Here is a 14,042-nt window from a genome sequence, read left to right as displayed (position 1 = left end):
ACGATTCAGATCAACTGAATCGGAAAGCCCCCTCTCTCGAGGGGGCTTTTTGTTGGGTATTGAACCGGTCAAAGGATCAGGCCAACAGCCTTAAAGCACGGCACGATCACTCCCACCATTGCTAGAGCGTTTGGCGATACAGGATGTTTTGAAGGATGATTTTTGTGGATCGCTCGGTGTTCTAGTCAGGACTCCTTGTGCAGTGGAGCCTGAGGCTCCACATTGTGTTGTCTTTGTCAGTGCCTGGTGTGGCATGCGTGTCCAGCCAGGGAGGGGCGCGAGCTGCTCCGCTCTCGGTGGTGATTGCTAAGACAAGAGAACTTGCATGATCCTCCCCATGACCTGCGGCGATATCTTTCGGATCATCATTGCGCTGTTCATCCCACCTCTGGGGGTGTTTACCCAGGTGGGTCTTTCACGGGCCTTCTGGATCAACCTTGTGATCTATCTCTTTGCTGTGGGCGGCCTTGGTTTCCCAGTCTTGTTCGGCATGTGGCCAGCCGCTGTGATCCATGCCTTGTTTGTGATCCTGACCCGCAAGTGAATAGGGCGTTAGCAGTTTGGCTCTGAACAGATCTCTGCTTCGCTGGGATCTTCCAGTTCCTCTTCATCCACTTGCATTGGTGCTAGTGCGGTGTCGGCTTCGTTGAAAATCTGCTCCAGGTCAAATAAGCTTTCGTCCACCTCATTGCCTTGCACCACACTCACATTGATGCGTTGCACCTGCATCTGCAATTCAAGACCTTGGAATTGCCATGAAAGCTTGGAGTTGATGTTGTCTTGAATTTCCTGAACCTGTTTGTAGCTGGGCGTCGTCGGATCGGTCACACGCACAACCACCTGAAGGGTTGGGGCCCGATTTTGTTCCCAATAATTAGGCCAGTCGAAGACGATTTTTTCGAGTTCTAGTGCTTCATTCGCACCAAAGGTCAACGTCTCATTCTTGAGGTAGTAGCGGATGTCTGATTCAATCTGTTCTTTGGCGGCCTCCTGCTTGAGTTTGAACAGGTGTCGCTCATACCTCTCATAGAGTTTTTGACCCACCAGAACGGCCAAGCCCACAGCTAATAGCACTGGCAGGCGTGAGCGTCGCCGGCGTCTGAGTTTCTCGCGGAAATACGGCTCTCGAATCGCCAGCACGCTGATTCCACCAATCAGAATTCCCAGCAGGTTGGCGGCATAGAGAAGTGCAGCCCCTTGAGCGCCGCTCAGATCCTGGGCGGAGAGCATCAATCCCATCACGCACACCGGTGGAACCAGAGCTACGGCGATGGCTGTGCCCGCCATGGAGCTCACAGCACCAGGATTCACCTTGGCGTAAGTGGCGACAGCACCCGCTGCCAGCGCGATCCCCAAATCGAGAATATTGGGTTCCAGTCGAGCTGTGACCTGTTCAGGCAGGGCCTCCCCTAAAAGCAAGCCTTGGCTTCGTGCGATGAGGCCCAATCCCATCGACAGGAACAGGGTGATACCTGCACCAGCTGCAAGGGTGATCAGGGACCGGGACAGCAGCCTGGCTTGTCCGATCAGAACAGCAAACACCGCCACTCGCAGCGGCAGAATCCAGGGGGCAACGACCATGGCCCCGATGACCACGGCGGCATTGTTGGCAAGCACCCCCAAGGTGGCAATCAGGCTGGCACCAATGGTTAGAACGATGAAGGATTCGTTCAGCCGTGCTTCGCCGTCGTAACTGCGGTGCAGTGCGTCAAGACGATCTTCTTCTTCGAGAAGCGATTGTTGATCAACCACCACGGCTGTCGTTCCATCAGCTGCGACGCCCCACAATTACTGGAGGCGTGCTGCCGTTGCTGCCCGGAAGTGCCGGTACCACTTCCGTTTGCCCATCCCATTTGTCGAGGAACAGTTTGTAGAGCACTTGGTCGTCAAGGCTGCGATTGAGCGTGTCGTAACGGAGGGCTTCCTGTTCCGCGATCTTGACTTCGGTCTGGGCGCGGAGCAGTTGCTGCTCAGCAATCTGCTTCTGCTCAATGGCGGCGCGATATTCCTCGGCGATCTGCAGGCCTGTGAGGTCCAGACCGCGGACTTCCACGTAATCAAATTTGTCGAGCTCTTCTGCCACAGTTCGCTCCACCAATGCGGAGATGTCATTCCATTCAGTGGCAATGGTGACGAGCTCGTATTGGGAGAACACTGACTTCAGTGCTTTCAGCAATGACGGCTGGATAATGCGGGGGTAGATCTCACGGTCGTTACCGGCGATTGTCCGGTAAATCCGTCCGGCCTCATTGGGACGGACGGCATATTTAACGGTCGCGGTGGCCTCAATGACTTGAAGGTCCTTGGTGAGGGTGGCGAATTCTTCTGGTTTGACCTGGGTGCGCACATCAAAGGGGTACACCGCTTGAACAAACGGGACCTTGAGATTGAGGCCAGGCAGACGCGATCCTCCGCTCACCTTGCCCAAGGTGGTGACCACGGCAACTTTGCCGGCCGGAACGATGAACAGGGCCTGTCCCAACAACAACAATGTGCTGAGAACGACGGCGACCAGCACGGCGAGGCTGTTGGCGGGGTCGTTGATCCGTCTAGGGCTTTGCATCCTTAGGCATGTACTTGTGCTGATGATGTCGGGTTTGGGCGTGCACCGTTGTCTCAGTGCCTGGTTTTCCACTGAATCGACACCGTCTGGAACTGACTTTCAGGATTCATGGAATCAGCAACCTTCCCAAGACTGGAGAAATTTGGAGAGGATGAAAACACTCGAGATTGTTGATATTGGTGCTGGTTCTGATGGTGCAATTAACACTCTGTGTGATCAGTATCTTTGATGAAATTGAGTTTGCCGCCTCTGATGGCGGTGCACTTAATGCCTGATTTAGTCCATTTGTCTCGAGTATTGGCCTGGTGTCTGACTGCTTCTTAGTTCATCCAGAGTGATTTGAAGGCGCTTGGATGTGCATCGCGCATGGTCATGGAGGTTTCACGGATGAATGTGATGCATGCCTTTGATCCGTCAAAGACTTTTGCTTTGATCATCATCTGCATGGCTTGCTGGAGTGTTTTTCCTTCTCTGAGCGCACCATCGATGACCTTCACCGCCTTGGTGGGTTCACAACGACCGAGCTCCTGAGCGCGGGAGGCAGACGAGAGAGCACTTAGGGCAATCGACAGCAGCAGCAATCCGACGAGCGCACGCATTTTGCCTGAATGTTGTTTTGGCTGGATGGAGCCTATGGGGTGTAGATGGATTGATCTAACTCCTTTCTGGTGGAGTTGTCTCAGGATGTCACTGGATTGCTTCACTGCTGAAGCGGTAGTCGGCTCATTGAGCTCAGATCACCAAACACGGTGATCATCTCAACGCCCTGCATGCTGGCCAGGACAAGCTTCTTGGTCTTGAAGGCCATTAACACTGTGTTGGTTTGTCGTTGAACAAGCCATAAAAAAAACCTCCGTTGAACGGAGGAATATGCCAAGTAATCCCCATCACCTGGCGTTTCCATAAGTGTAGTGCTTCTCGTCAAGTTTCTGCAGCTGATCCACCACACCTAGTGGGATCAACTTCACGGCGCGCCACTTCTTGGAGGCTTATCCACAGGGCGGTGGAAAAGTCCGTAGAACTTTGTTGTCGCCGTTTCTTCAAATGGCCTGCAATCACTAGGTCTTTCAGGTAAGCTGTGGATATCCCCATCACCCGGCCGCCCGTTCGAGGCGGCTTTTTTGTGTCTGCCCTGTCAGTCTGGGCCTGTATTCCACAAGCCCCATGACGGTGAACCGTGAGCAGGCCAGGGACGCACTGGCGACACTTCTCGAGGTTTTCGCAGGGCCGAACTACTCCGGTGCTTTGCGCGATGGCGATCTCACGACCCGACTCGAGCGATGCACAGGCTGGGTCAAAGCTGAAGCATCAGAGGCAGCATCCCTGATCGAATCTTGCGTTCCCCATGGCAAGCCGATGCTTGCTCAGGCCAGGCAACGACTTGCTGCTCTTCAATCGTTGAAGACTCTGCAGGAGGTTGCTATCCATCATTTCGGCCCGCTGGACGATTCCTGTTGATGGTCGTCAGTCGCGACGCAGCCAAGGGGAAGCATTGCTGAACCAGTCTCCGAGATCATCTTCTGGGTGCTCGGGATCCTCTGGATGGCGTCGCCCCAGGTCGAGGTCGGCGATCAAACCGTCGAGCCCGTGTTGTGCGCCTTCCCGTTGAAAACGTTGCGCTCTGTTCACCCATGTGCTCACGCTGCGATCGCGTTCGGCAAATTTTTGAAGGTAAACACGTTCCTGGAGCGACACAAATTGTCCCTGGGCCAATCGACTGCAGATGTCTTGAAGTTTTAATCGTGTTGATGTGGTCAGCATGATCAGTTCACCTTTCTCAGGTGATAGGGAGTTCCGTTCTTGGCTTCAGTGGCCCAAGACACCATTTCTTGTCCTGGGAAAGGACCTGATTTTCATATCCTGACGGGATGGATCACGATGAAATTTCGAGCCTGACGCCGATCCCATCGCATACGTCCTGGTTGGAACGCTGTGGAACTCTCTTGTGTCCGCAGGACGATCCAGCATTGTTTGGCTCAGTAGATGCTGACCTGTATTTCGATCCCGCAGGTCGGCCGCGTTTTTATGTGATGCGGATCCGCCGCCGTCCGCCTGTTCTCAAGGCGATGACGCGACATCATCGCGTGAGTCAGTGTTTGGGGTCTGCAGATGCACAACCCTGGTGGCTGGCGATGGCCCCCTCAACGGATCCTGGCTGTCCGCCTTCTGCGACCTCCATTGCCCTGATCAAGTTCCAACCTGGTGAAGCGTTCAAGCTTCATCCGGGAACTTGGCATGCCGGACCCTTTATTCATGACCGATCGGCTTTGTTTTTCAACCTCGAATTAAGAACGACCAACGAAGACGATCACAATTCTCTGTCGTTGGGGAAGTCGTTGCATTTGAAGTTGATTTGATGGCCCATGGCCAGGACACCACAGTTGGTTCGCGATGGATTGCCCAGAGCTGTAACAGGCTGAACAGCAGAAAAGAACCTGCATGGCCTAGTATTTATTTGTAGCAACAGCTACAAGCGTTCACTTCGCTACATAGCGAAGCGCAGTTCGACTCAGGGCATGGAACGGGGCCTGAGCTTTCTACGAGGAACACCATGAATGCTCTTCAGCTCCTGAAAGAGCGTGAGCTGCGCGCGCAGCTCCGCAACAACTCCAAGAAGGCAGTGGCCCGCGGATCTGAATCAAGTGATTACACCTCCGCTCACCTCTCTCCGGTCAAGCTGGCTCAAGAGAAAGTCTTCTCAACCCAGTTGAAATACAGAGGGGTGTCTTACGAAGCGATGCGTGCCAATTGGCTTTGATCCCTGTTTCATTCAAGGGATGATGCCCCGCCTAGGCGGGGCTTTTTGTTTGGATGGTCAGACTTCGAATTCAAGTTGACAGTGCCATTTGATGTCGCGACCACAGGATCAATGTCCTATCTGGATGTCAGAGATCAATTGCCATCGATTGACCCCGAAAATCTCTCCCCTCAAGATGTTCTGACCATTCTTCTTCATCTTTTCCATCAACAGCCCGGTTTTGTTGATCGTGGCCATGAGGTGAACAACAAAGAGACGGCGTGGGTCAATGGTTTTCTTTTTCGCCTTCACAATGATGCTGCTACTGAACGGCTCTCCATCGAAGAGATTGGCTCAAGCGTTGACAAAATCTCTGCTTTGCGATGATTACAACAGCTGATCAAGCGATCCCAACGAGTTTCTGTTGATCCTACTCATGATCGGCATGGCCCTCGAACCTTTGTGCAGTTCGAATGAATGTCATGTTTGCGGTTCAGGAGTTGACAGTGGATGGCTGGTCGAATCGTGCGGAGCATGCCTCCAAAGACAATGCGTTTTGGCATGCACGTGCCCGTAGTGATGCTGATGGGCACACGTATCGATTGATCAGCGAGGAGAAGCATGTTGTTTGCCTGCTCACCAGCCGCGGTTCCGAGTGCTGGGAGCTCGACTGACGTCGTCCTCAGGCTGTCGGGTGCTGTTAGGTGTCATTAGTACTTCGATTTGATGTGCTGCTTTGATCGCCCTGATCGGGCATGATCTTTGCATGACCGACGACACCCAACAGACGCATCCGCTCTACGCCATTGATCGCGATCAGGTCGATGCTGTGTTGGGCCACGATGGCGAGCCAGGCCCTCAGCAGCTGACAACGATCGCCGCATTGTTTTCTCGATATGCGGATTTTCCTGGAGCAGATGACATCCGCGATGACTTGCAGAAATGCCTCACGCTTTGGGGGCTTTCTCGCGAAGATCTAAACATCAAGACACGAGAGATCTGGAGAAGCGGCTGGCGTCCAGGACAAGATCCTGTCGCTGAGGGTGTTGGCTCAGGGGCTGACGTTGAAGATGCTGAATCTTGATGCTTTCTGCGATTGGATCGCAGTGAACTTGCTTTAAAGGTGAATATGGAAACTGATTGATTTTCGATGTTGTTTGAGGGCTCTGAATGAAAGCTAAAGCTGGTGACTCACGTTTCTTGCAGGCTTCTCAAGTCAAAGCCAGGGTTCAAGTCTCCAAAGAGGAAGGCCGCCCTTCCCGATAGAAAGACGGCCTAGCTCGCTCGTTTGTGCATGGTTCAACCCATCACTTCAGTAAAGAGAGAGGAGCGAAGCTTCTGGCTCGAGGCGCCCTGGGGCTATGTGCTCTAGGTGTTGGGTCGTTTTCTCCGAGGGCACCTAAGGCGGTGCAAGTGGAGCGTCGATTGGTGTGGCGGACCATTGCGCGCCTACCAAAGGACCAACCCAGGTCATTTTTGAGACTGTTGGAGCAGGGGCCAGAAAGTCAGTCTGCTTCTGGAAACTGCTTGGTTGGACCGTCGTCTTTCATGAACGCCTCCGATCTCAATGAACTCAGTTTTGTGCCTTGAAGGCACAAAGTCATCGGCATTAAGGCGCATTGCCTTGATGGCCTGCGCCATCGATTGTTGGGGTGGCTTGCCTAAAGCAGGCTTTTCCTAGGTGTTCAACATGGGCAGGGACGCCTCCAGCTCTGTCGCGAGACTCCAAGCAAGCTTGAGCTGCCATGGCCAGGGTTGATTGATCAAGGGACTGGGTATCGACGAGCGATCAGTCGCTTAAGGCAGTTCTCTTGTTTTTGTTTAATCCTGGTTTTCTTGTCGTTGCGTTCGTGCTGCCGGGTTTCGTTGCAGCTTTGACTGCCAGAGAGGCCTCGAGGTGCTGCAGGTGGGCTTCGCGCAATGCAGCTGAGATGTCGAGGGTGTGGTCAGTCATCGATTGGCGTTCCAGGCAGCGTGCGCGGAGCAGCTGGCTGCCTGGAGTGGGCCTACAGGGCTGGAGTCCTTTAAACGCTAGGAAACTGTCAATGGAGCACAAGCTGTCGACAGACCTCGGTCTGGACTTCGACACATCACTGGGCTCGACCTGTTGAGCTGCCAGGCCTCTCAGCGTTGTATCGATGCCTGTTCTGATTCTGTGAGGTACTCCTCAATGAGGGGCGAGCAATCGCCACGCTGAATGGCTGCAATCTCACGTTCAATGTTCTGGATGAAGAGCTGGTTTCCGTTCTTCTTGGCCACCGCAAGCACACGGTTTAGGCGTTCCAGTTCGCTCTGCTGCTCGTCGTTCATGATTGGCTAATGAGCCCGATCCTCAACCTGACAGAGATTGCTCAAGCCGTCTCTGTGCATTGGCTTGATGTGTTGCTGATCTCTACAGATTTTCAGGCCGGTGGTCTACGTCAAGAGCCGCCGCTCATGCAGCTTCTGATGTTGTGTCGTCATACAACGCTTTGAGTTGGTCGAGCTCAACCATCAGATATTGAATTTCCAGCCAGTCTGTCGAAAGGTCAATGGCGGTTTCCAGGCGGTCAATCTGACGCTTGAGAAGCTCCGGCATCGCGCCAAGTTGCTGAATGGTTCTCATGTAACCGTGCTTCACGCTTGACGCAAGATGACCTGCTTACAAGTCATCTTGCGCTGTCATGTTTCGGACTCGAAACCGTTGATTTGTCGATTCAAGATCGATCAGCTCTTGTTTTGTCGCTGGTGTGGCAGTGGTGGCCCTGCTCCCATGAGCTTCTTCGCGTCAGGTGAAGCTTTTGCGGTAGTTGGTTGCGTAGGGGAAGACATATCCACATTCCATCCCCTTGAGTTTCTCCTCCGCCAGGTAAAGGCTGTGCGTCAAGTGGCACTGATTTTCGGCATCGCACACCAGGAATTGGCCTTCTTCAGTTTTTTGGATGGATGAGCCTCGTGGTGTCTGCACAATCAGATCTGCTGGGGGCATCGGACTTGCTTAAGGCGCTCTTGTGTCATGGCCTCGGTGGCTCTCGTCTTGGGGTAGTGAATGCAACGTTTTCAGGTCTTCGTCGCTTCGCACTCTGCAAACACGCCGTCACGACCCCTGAGGAAACCCTGGAGTGGGCAAGTGCTGATGCCGTGAAATCTTCATTTAACTCATCGACTACCCAGTTTTAAAAGCTTTTCTAGCTTCAGCGCTTTCAATAGTTTTAACCCCCATCCTGCTGGAGCAGGTCGGACTATTGACTGCTCAACTTGTAATTGATTGGGGTTGTTTTTTGAGTCAGTCATGATTAATAAAAGGAGCTGTGATGGCAGGTCCCCTATGGATCCCGATAGACCAAAACAAAGCTATGCGGTTTCTCGAATTAACACTGATCAATGTATAAAAGTTCAGCGAGAGAGACTTGCCTTCATGAAGCTGGGTAAGCAAGCTTGCATCGATGTTGACGCCGTGGCACAGCACTGGGATGCCGGACCTGAGTCATGCATTGCTGCGGACATCTCTTGTTGAGCGAAATGGTCAAGGGCTACTGGAGCGTTTCTGGCGCAATCACCAACCCTGAAGGAATGGGGGCGTACATCTCAGCTGCCGAGCCCTATCTGGCTAAGTGCTGAGCGCGATTTCTCTGCAGAGATCTCCAGACGGATGTTCGCGAAGGCAATGCCGGAGATCTGACCGTGATCCTCGAGTTCGAATCACTGGCTGCAGCGAAAGCTGCCTATGAGGCGCCCGAATATCAAGAGATGCTCCAGCTTCGTCAACCCCACAGCAATGTCTCGCTTTCGATCCTTGAAGAAGGTGATCGCGCCGCTCACTAATGAGAGGCGTCGTCGGGGTGGCAGGACTTCCTTTCAGTTCTGTTGCAACCGCGACAGGCGGTAGGGGCGGGGAACGGGAATGATTCCCTCAGTCACCTCAAACCGATGGGATTCCTCGCTGTTGCAGGCTGCATGCTCTTAGCCACTGCAATGTCCGCAGCTTTAACCAGCAAGCCTTCTAAAGCCTGAGGTTGGGAGGGGGCGAGCTTGGCGGCGGCCCCCAACAGATCAGGCCAGCTTCACAACGAAGCGCTGAACAGACCTAGGGCCAACCTAGGTTTTTTTTGTGCTCATGCGTACCAAGCATTAACGCCTAATTAGGCGTCGAGTGGATGCAGCGCCACGCCATTGAGGCGTTGAACAAGATGTTGAACAGGCTGGCGACGGTGTTCACCACCAGTGAGATAAAGCTGTTCCACGGCGTCAGAATGGCGGCATGGGCAAGACCAACGATCTGCATTCATGGCATGAGGGCCTGCGTCAGCCAATGGGAGGTAACCCTCTGCATGAACCCGTCATGGCGGCGATCCACGGCTACAGGTTCAACGATGAGTTCTGGCGTCTTAACGACCAGGGCTATCCAGAGCCTTTGTTGGAGCCCATCCTCGGCCGATGGGAACAGCTGCACGATCCCGAGGATTGAACCTGGCGCAAGTGCTCACTACACAGCGCTCACTACTGAGTACTCACTACAACGTGCGATAACGCCAACCTGACTCCCCCCGTTCAGAAGAGGAGTCAGCTTTTGCTTCGGCGCCCAATGGCAAGGGTTAGGCCATTGGATGGAGGTTTCCTGCGGCGGGAACTTCCCTTAGCAGCTTGGGTTGAAGCAAGGGGGCGTTGGCTTCAGATGACGCGGAGACGCGGTTCAAATGAGCAACGGCAAGGTTGCGAAGTGAGATTGCGCTGATCTGACTCCTCCCCTTCATAAGAGGAGTCAGGCTGTGCATTGCTGTGTCGGCGTTTAGGACGCTGCTCTGACTCCTCCGGTTGAGAAGAAGAGTCAGCTGACACTCAGCGCCCAATGGTTATTGGAGGAACCATTGGATGGAGAGCTCGAAGCTCCAAAGTCACCATCACCCCGGTCATGGTTTAGGTGCCGTTCGAATGAGGCGATGGCAGCGACCAAATGAGCGGCAACGACGTTGTGGCGTTGGTTTTCACCCCCAGTCCGATCGGCACAAAAAAACCGGGTTGTCACACCCCGGCTCATGCGCAGATGAACCTGTTGATCGGCTGACATCCGACGCTCTGCTGGTTCGTGTCTTCTCCCTCAGCCTGATGGTCGATTAGTTGAGGAGTTCCGTCTCGTCGGCCAGCCTCTTATTGATGTGGCGGCGAGTTTCTGCAACGTGGCGATGTTGCGCCCACAACTCCATCACGAACTTGGCGAGCCGTTCCTGTCGCTTCCCTGGCTGCTCCGGCAGCGAAGGGTCCTGCTCTGTCACTTCTGGAAATCCAGCGTTCATCTAGATCGGCTGCTCGTACTCAACCCCTAGCTAGATCTTCCATTCAGGACCACATTCCAATGAGAAGCCCCCGCCAAAGGCAGGGGCCACGGAACGCGTTTCAGGAGTGTCACCTTGTTTCCACTCCCGTGAGGCGATCCTCCTCACAACTTCAAGCTGGCAAAGCTGCTGGCACTGTGACAACAAAAGTGGACAGCTGCTGACTCGTCCAGGCCATCAGCCCTGCTGGTCGGCCTCCTCTTCCTCTGATCGCAGAAATCTCTTGCGTTGAGCCGATTCCAGGCCGGATGTCTCTGCTGTTTCGCGATTAGGTGTGTTGGTGCTGCTCTTCTCGTCCTGCTGCGCAGGTTTGTCGAGCCCCATCAGTAGGGGGTGAATTCCTCTTCGGCTCATTTGTCGTTGGTCGTTATTCAGATCTCGCGTGGTGGCGTTCCGGCCCAACCGCGTGGGATGACGCTATCGACACTTGCGTCGGTCTGTTGGCCTCCGTCTGTTGGCCTTGGTCGGGTGCTGGTCAGGGGGGGGGGCGCTTGCACGATCCCGGTGCGACGAGGTCGCCTAAGAGAGTTACTCGCTATGAGCCCCTAGTTCGTTGGGGGGAGCGACGGAATTTGCAGCGACTTTTCAGGCAGTTTTCGGTATCCGGAAAATCTGCTGAGAGTCAGTCCATTGCTATCGCTGGCAACTAACGAGATGCCTGCCGACCCATAAGTGGGAGAACTCCCAACTGCTCACAAATGTCGATCACGGTGAGCTGTTCTTTCTGTTTGACGAAGGCCGCGAAGCTCACTACTGGTGGCCGACGAATTAACTCTCAGTGCTATCTGCGATCTTGTCGCGCCAATCAGGCCCCAGCTCTGTGGCCAGATCCTGCTCAACAGAACGGAGGTAACGCTTCCGTTGAGCTGACTCCCAACCCAACCATTTGGGAGCTTGCTTTCGCTGTGTACTTGTCATGCTCAGAGAATCTCAGATCGTTAACCCCGTGCGGGTTAAGAGCAGGTTCTTACCTGGAAAAGCTTTGTCAGCCACTTGCCAACCAGCGCAGAGGCACCCATCACGCCCTTAAGTGCATAGGAGGGGGGCAGCTCCTCATGAAGACACTGTCGGCTCGCCATTGGCAGATGCACTCCAGCTTCACCCGTAGCCCATCCACGTCAACCAAATGCTGTCGCATGTGCTGCAGCCTTATCCCCCCCCAAAAAAAAAATTGGGTTGAAGCGCCCGCACCATTAGCCATTGCTCTGCTTGCAAGGGCTTTCACCCCGCTTCAACTTCACCCACATCGCCTTTTCAAGAGCCGTGAGTTTTGGACAGGTTTCATTGAGCACTTCGAGGGCACGAGACTTGGCATCCCGGATGTATCGCGTCGTCCGGTCGAGTTCGTCAAAGGCCATGACTATTCGATAGGTATGGCTATCAAGTTAAAAACTCTGAACAATGCGACTTGCATCAAGTGACACAGAATTGACTCCCCCTGGAGGGATGCTGTGGAAGATCACCTTAAGAAGATGCTATCGATGTGATGCCAACAAAAGCTTTGCAGCGAATGCTCGACTTTGATGAATTCATGAAGACGCTTCAGGGTTCATGCCAGTGGCATGTTGATAGTGTTTTCCTAAGGCGTTACTGGCCAGGCGGTCAGTCGGTTTTGCAGTCAATTTGCAGCCATATTTAAGCGGCTATACGCTGTTCAATGGGTGTGAAGTCCCATCCAATCGGTGACTGAATTTGATTCAGCTTTCGGTGCTCTTCGAATAGATCTTCAATTTCCCTGCAGGCTGTGCAGTATGCCGCCCAACCAATCATTCTTCGTGGATTTGCTCGCCCACGCTTGTCAATCGCTTGATCAACGGTGACTCCTTCTGTTTCCGCTTGTTCAAATGCGCTAAGCAATGGAATTTGTGCATCTAGAACCTTTATGTCGAATCCTTGCAGCAATTCTTTGGCTTTTTCTGCTGCAGCTTCTTTGCGTGAATCAACTTTCACAAGTAGTGCAGCGTAGGGGATCTTGTATTGCTTCAGCATCTGTGACATTTCAACAGTTAATTCGATGGATCTGCTCTGCGTAGTAGTGGGCAGCAGAATGAAATCGGCTCCCTCTACTAAGTTTTTCATTTCTTCTTCGTTGCTGCTTGCTTGTCCATCTGTGACAATAATCTCTGCCAATCGAGTGGCTTTGGCTGCCGCTTCAATCGGCACGACTGGGCAGGGCAAGAGTCCTCTGGCGCCATAAGCAGTGGCCGATCTATTGCGGTCGGCATCAACCAGGACTACCCGTTTTTGTTGATGGCTCCAGGTTGCTGCTATGTGAACGCTGCTACACGTCTTGGCAACACCACCTTTCTGGCCAAAAACAGTGATGAACATCGCGCAGCGACTAATGACTCCTTAAAGGGTCGCGTTTTTTTTCTGGAAGGCAATACGTGGGTGTTGCTGCTTCCGCGATGACAGCGTCAGTCAGCTACGGGTCCCCAAGTCACTTTTAGACAGCACAACCACCTTCCTTAAGAGGTAAGGGCGACTTTTGCGAACTGCCAAAAAAAGGAGAGGTCCCACCCTCTCCCTGCACGACGCATCACCCCCTCGCCAAAAGGGAGCGATTACACATTGACGTAAGAAATACCTATTAGTGGTTGCCATGACGACCAAAAGAGTACTGAGGTCAGGAACCCACGAAAAAGGAGGCTCCCTATTCCCACCTCTGGTGACCTATTCGCCCCTCCTCGAAGGGATGAGCTGATGGTCGCTATGCAACGGCTCCTATCCCATCGGTAGAAGAGTCCATTGGTTAGTCGTTCCGGAGATTCCTCTCAGGTGGAACCACCGGTCAATTGACCATGTCGTTCCTCGGGCAATGACGTCGTAACCCTGGGCTTGATCGGCTCAGCGCGTGACTTGTTACTGAACTGATCGATCTCTTCGCGGTCTGGTCAGAACAACCAGGTCCCCAACAGCACGCCGATCACCAGACCTTTCAGCCAGACCAGCGCAGCCATCTGGTACTCAGAGAGACCGAGCTTTCCCTTGATCCAGAAGAAGACCTTCTTGTCTGCGAAGACGACAGCGCGGACCGGTTTCCACGGAGCAAGACCATTCAGACGCCAGCTCATCAGCATTTGACGGCAGTTAGTCGCTGTATAGCGACGGCCCTCACAAATCAACCAGTTGGTGGAAAGCAGCTACCGCCAACACCTCAAGAAGCGATGCAAGCTCTGGGCACCCACCTAGCAGAAGGAAATGGGTTGGGCACCTGAGGCTGGAACTGAACGCCCCCTGATGGATTCGAACCATCGACCGACTGCTTAGAAGGCAGTTGCCCCTTTGTCGGTGGTTGGCTGACGGCTGAGCGGTATCGAAAGCGCCAGTCTGTAATCGGTGGCTAAAAGCGTTTAGCCATGCCTGAAGACCAGTGATTGCTCCTCTGTCGTCAGTGCTGGCGAGAATTATGCGACTTTTCTCGTTGCCT

General features: G+C 53.6%; 20 protein-coding genes, 1 tRNA gene and 1 pseudogene. 9 read left to right on the top strand and 13 right to left on the bottom strand.

Annotation, left to right across the window (positions count from 1 at the left end):
* Positions 1-337 precede the first annotated feature (337 nt).
* A complete protein-coding gene (locus DXY29_RS07630; protein WP_115024159.1) occupies positions 338-544 on the top strand; it encodes a YqaE/Pmp3 family membrane protein in 207 nt (68 codons plus the stop codon).
* Between the two features lie 8 nt (positions 545-552).
* Here DXY29_RS07630 and DXY29_RS07625 read toward each other — a convergent pair whose 3' ends face one another.
* From DXY29_RS07625 to DXY29_RS07615, 3 genes are all read right to left on the bottom strand, one after another.
* Complete coding sequence (locus DXY29_RS07625; RefSeq protein WP_244279345.1) at positions 553-1,752, bottom strand: DUF389 domain-containing protein; 1,200 nt, start codon at positions 1,750-1,752, stop codon at positions 553-555.
* 16 nt (positions 1,753-1,768) lie between these two features.
* On the bottom strand, positions 1,769-2,563 hold the full coding sequence (locus DXY29_RS07620) for a prohibitin family protein (RefSeq protein WP_115024155.1): 795 nt from the start codon (positions 2,561-2,563) through the stop codon (positions 1,769-1,771).
* A 320-nt stretch (positions 2,564-2,883) separates the two neighbouring features.
* Positions 2,884-3,267: a hypothetical protein gene (locus tag DXY29_RS07615; RefSeq protein ID WP_244279344.1), complete on the bottom strand. Its 384-nt coding sequence runs from the start codon at positions 3,265-3,267 to the stop codon at positions 2,884-2,886.
* Between the two features lie 460 nt (positions 3,268-3,727).
* On the opposite strand from DXY29_RS07615, the gene DXY29_RS07610 reads away from it, so the two are divergent.
* Complete coding sequence (locus DXY29_RS07610) at positions 3,728-4,021, top strand: hypothetical protein (protein WP_115024152.1); 294 nt, start codon at positions 3,728-3,730, stop codon at positions 4,019-4,021.
* A gap of 6 nt (positions 4,022-4,027) precedes the next feature.
* On the opposite strand, the gene DXY29_RS13720 is transcribed toward DXY29_RS07610, so the two are convergent.
* Positions 4,028-4,192, bottom strand: a complete 165-nt coding sequence (locus tag DXY29_RS13720) for a hypothetical protein (RefSeq protein ID WP_226398334.1) — start codon at positions 4,190-4,192, stop codon at positions 4,028-4,030.
* Positions 4,193-4,431: 239 nt separating this feature from the next.
* Between DXY29_RS13720 and DXY29_RS07600 the strand changes: the two genes are divergently transcribed.
* From DXY29_RS07600 to DXY29_RS07580, 5 genes are all read left to right on the top strand, one after another.
* The gene (locus DXY29_RS07600; protein WP_115024149.1) at positions 4,432-4,920 is read left to right on the top strand and encodes a hypothetical protein; all 489 of its coding nucleotides are present in this window, start codon (positions 4,432-4,434) and stop codon (positions 4,918-4,920) included.
* Between the two features lie 194 nt (positions 4,921-5,114).
* On the top strand, positions 5,115-5,321 hold the full coding sequence (locus DXY29_RS07595) for a hypothetical protein (protein ID WP_115024147.1): 207 nt from the start codon (positions 5,115-5,117) through the stop codon (positions 5,319-5,321).
* Positions 5,322-5,432: 111 nt separating this feature from the next.
* The gene (locus DXY29_RS07590) at positions 5,433-5,687 is read left to right on the top strand and encodes a hypothetical protein (RefSeq protein ID WP_170952156.1); all 255 of its coding nucleotides are present in this window, start codon (positions 5,433-5,435) and stop codon (positions 5,685-5,687) included.
* Between the two features lie 86 nt (positions 5,688-5,773).
* Complete coding sequence (locus tag DXY29_RS07585; RefSeq protein ID WP_244279343.1) at positions 5,774-5,974, top strand: hypothetical protein; 201 nt, start codon at positions 5,774-5,776, stop codon at positions 5,972-5,974.
* A 92-nt stretch (positions 5,975-6,066) separates the two neighbouring features.
* On the top strand, positions 6,067-6,384 hold the full coding sequence (locus DXY29_RS07580) for a DUF3288 family protein (protein WP_115024383.1): 318 nt from the start codon (positions 6,067-6,069) through the stop codon (positions 6,382-6,384).
* A gap of 1,040 nt (positions 6,385-7,424) precedes the next feature.
* On the opposite strand, the gene DXY29_RS07570 is transcribed toward DXY29_RS07580, so the two are convergent.
* The 3 genes from DXY29_RS07570 to DXY29_RS07565 all read right to left on the bottom strand — a co-directional run bounded on the left by DXY29_RS07570 (position 7,425) and on the right by DXY29_RS07565 (position 8,268).
* The gene (locus DXY29_RS07570) at positions 7,425-7,610 is read right to left on the bottom strand and encodes a hypothetical protein (protein WP_115024146.1); all 186 of its coding nucleotides are present in this window, start codon (positions 7,608-7,610) and stop codon (positions 7,425-7,427) included.
* A 124-nt stretch (positions 7,611-7,734) separates the two neighbouring features.
* Positions 7,735-7,878 carry a hypothetical protein gene (locus DXY29_RS13500; RefSeq protein WP_170952155.1) on the bottom strand — a complete coding sequence of 48 codons (144 nt, stop codon included), beginning with the start codon at positions 7,876-7,878 and terminating at the stop codon, positions 7,735-7,737.
* A 189-nt stretch (positions 7,879-8,067) separates the two neighbouring features.
* Positions 8,068-8,268, bottom strand: a complete 201-nt coding sequence (locus DXY29_RS07565; protein ID WP_115024144.1) for a hypothetical protein — start codon at positions 8,266-8,268, stop codon at positions 8,068-8,070.
* 644 nt (positions 8,269-8,912) lie between these two features.
* Between DXY29_RS07565 and DXY29_RS13715 the strand changes: the two are divergent.
* A pseudogene (locus tag DXY29_RS13715) lies at positions 8,913-9,104 on the top strand (DUF1330 domain-containing protein); the annotation flags it as partial.
* 436 nt (positions 9,105-9,540) lie between these two features.
* The gene (locus tag DXY29_RS07555; protein ID WP_115024142.1) at positions 9,541-9,747 is read left to right on the top strand and encodes a hypothetical protein; all 207 of its coding nucleotides are present in this window, start codon (positions 9,541-9,543) and stop codon (positions 9,745-9,747) included.
* Positions 9,748-10,393: 646 nt separating this feature from the next.
* On the opposite strand, the gene DXY29_RS07545 is transcribed toward DXY29_RS07555, so the two are convergent.
* The 6 genes from DXY29_RS07545 to DXY29_RS07530 all read right to left on the bottom strand — a co-directional run bounded on the left by DXY29_RS07545 (position 10,394) and on the right by DXY29_RS07530 (position 13,925).
* The gene (locus tag DXY29_RS07545; protein ID WP_115024138.1) at positions 10,394-10,573 is read right to left on the bottom strand and encodes a hypothetical protein; all 180 of its coding nucleotides are present in this window, start codon (positions 10,571-10,573) and stop codon (positions 10,394-10,396) included.
* A gap of 216 nt (positions 10,574-10,789) precedes the next feature.
* The gene (locus DXY29_RS13495; RefSeq protein ID WP_170952154.1) at positions 10,790-10,966 is read right to left on the bottom strand and encodes a hypothetical protein; all 177 of its coding nucleotides are present in this window, start codon (positions 10,964-10,966) and stop codon (positions 10,790-10,792) included.
* Positions 10,967-11,805: 839 nt separating this feature from the next.
* The gene (locus DXY29_RS13490; protein ID WP_170952153.1) at positions 11,806-11,970 is read right to left on the bottom strand and encodes a hypothetical protein; all 165 of its coding nucleotides are present in this window, start codon (positions 11,968-11,970) and stop codon (positions 11,806-11,808) included.
* 277 nt (positions 11,971-12,247) lie between these two features.
* Positions 12,248-12,943, bottom strand: a complete 696-nt coding sequence (locus DXY29_RS07540; protein ID WP_115024137.1) for a ParA family protein — start codon at positions 12,941-12,943, stop codon at positions 12,248-12,250.
* Between the two features lie 563 nt (positions 12,944-13,506).
* A complete protein-coding gene (locus DXY29_RS07535) occupies positions 13,507-13,686 on the bottom strand; it encodes a hypothetical protein (protein ID WP_115024381.1) in 180 nt (59 codons plus the stop codon).
* Positions 13,687-13,846: 160 nt separating this feature from the next.
* Positions 13,847-13,925, bottom strand: a tRNA-Arg gene (locus DXY29_RS07530).
* Positions 13,926-14,042: the final 117 nt, after the last annotated feature.

It is taken from the genome of Synechococcus sp. UW69 (assembly GCF_900474185.1).
Lineage (GTDB): Bacteria > Cyanobacteriota > Cyanobacteriia > PCC-6307 > Cyanobiaceae > Parasynechococcus.
This window is presented reverse-complemented; position numbering and strand designations above follow the sequence as displayed.

Bases quoted from the DNA above. Each gene is read 5' to 3' on its own strand.
- DXY29_RS13490 (WP_170952153.1), bottom strand. From the start codon at position 11,970: ATGGCCTTTGACGAACTCGACCGGACGACGCGATACATCCGGGATGCC.
- DXY29_RS07590 (WP_170952156.1), top strand. From the start codon at position 5,433: ATGTCCTATCTGGATGTCAGAGATCAATTGCCATCGATTGACCCCGAA.
- DXY29_RS13500 (WP_170952155.1), bottom strand. From the start codon at position 7,878: ATGCCGGAGCTTCTCAAGCGTCAGATTGACCGCCTGGAAACCGCCATT.
- DXY29_RS07595 (WP_115024147.1), top strand. From the start codon at position 5,115: ATGAATGCTCTTCAGCTCCTGAAAGAGCGTGAGCTGCGCGCGCAGCTC.
- DXY29_RS07585 (WP_244279343.1), top strand. From the start codon at position 5,774: ATGAATGTCATGTTTGCGGTTCAGGAGTTGACAGTGGATGGCTGGTCG.
- DXY29_RS07570 (WP_115024146.1), bottom strand. From the start codon at position 7,610: ATGAACGACGAGCAGCAGAGCGAACTGGAACGCCTAAACCGTGTGCTT.
- DXY29_RS07535 (WP_115024381.1), bottom strand. From the start codon at position 13,686: ATGAGCTGGCGTCTGAATGGTCTTGCTCCGTGGAAACCGGTCCGCGCT.
- DXY29_RS07610 (WP_115024152.1), top strand. From the start codon at position 3,728: ATGACGGTGAACCGTGAGCAGGCCAGGGACGCACTGGCGACACTTCTC.
- DXY29_RS07565 (WP_115024144.1), bottom strand. From the start codon at position 8,268: ATGCCCCCAGCAGATCTGATTGTGCAGACACCACGAGGCTCATCCATC.
- DXY29_RS07620 (WP_115024155.1), bottom strand. From the start codon at position 2,563: ATGCAAAGCCCTAGACGGATCAACGACCCCGCCAACAGCCTCGCCGTG.
- DXY29_RS13495 (WP_170952154.1), bottom strand. From the start codon at position 10,966: ATGAGCCGAAGAGGAATTCACCCCCTACTGATGGGGCTCGACAAACCT.
- DXY29_RS07540 (WP_115024137.1), bottom strand. From the start codon at position 12,943: ATGTTCATCACTGTTTTTGGCCAGAAAGGTGGTGTTGCCAAGACGTGT.
- DXY29_RS07600 (WP_115024149.1), top strand. From the start codon at position 4,432: ATGGATCACGATGAAATTTCGAGCCTGACGCCGATCCCATCGCATACG.
- DXY29_RS07580 (WP_115024383.1), top strand. From the start codon at position 6,067: ATGACCGACGACACCCAACAGACGCATCCGCTCTACGCCATTGATCGC.
- DXY29_RS07630 (WP_115024159.1), top strand. From the start codon at position 338: ATGACCTGCGGCGATATCTTTCGGATCATCATTGCGCTGTTCATCCCA.
- DXY29_RS07555 (WP_115024142.1), top strand. From the start codon at position 9,541: ATGGGCAAGACCAACGATCTGCATTCATGGCATGAGGGCCTGCGTCAG.
- DXY29_RS07545 (WP_115024138.1), bottom strand. From the start codon at position 10,573: ATGAACGCTGGATTTCCAGAAGTGACAGAGCAGGACCCTTCGCTGCCG.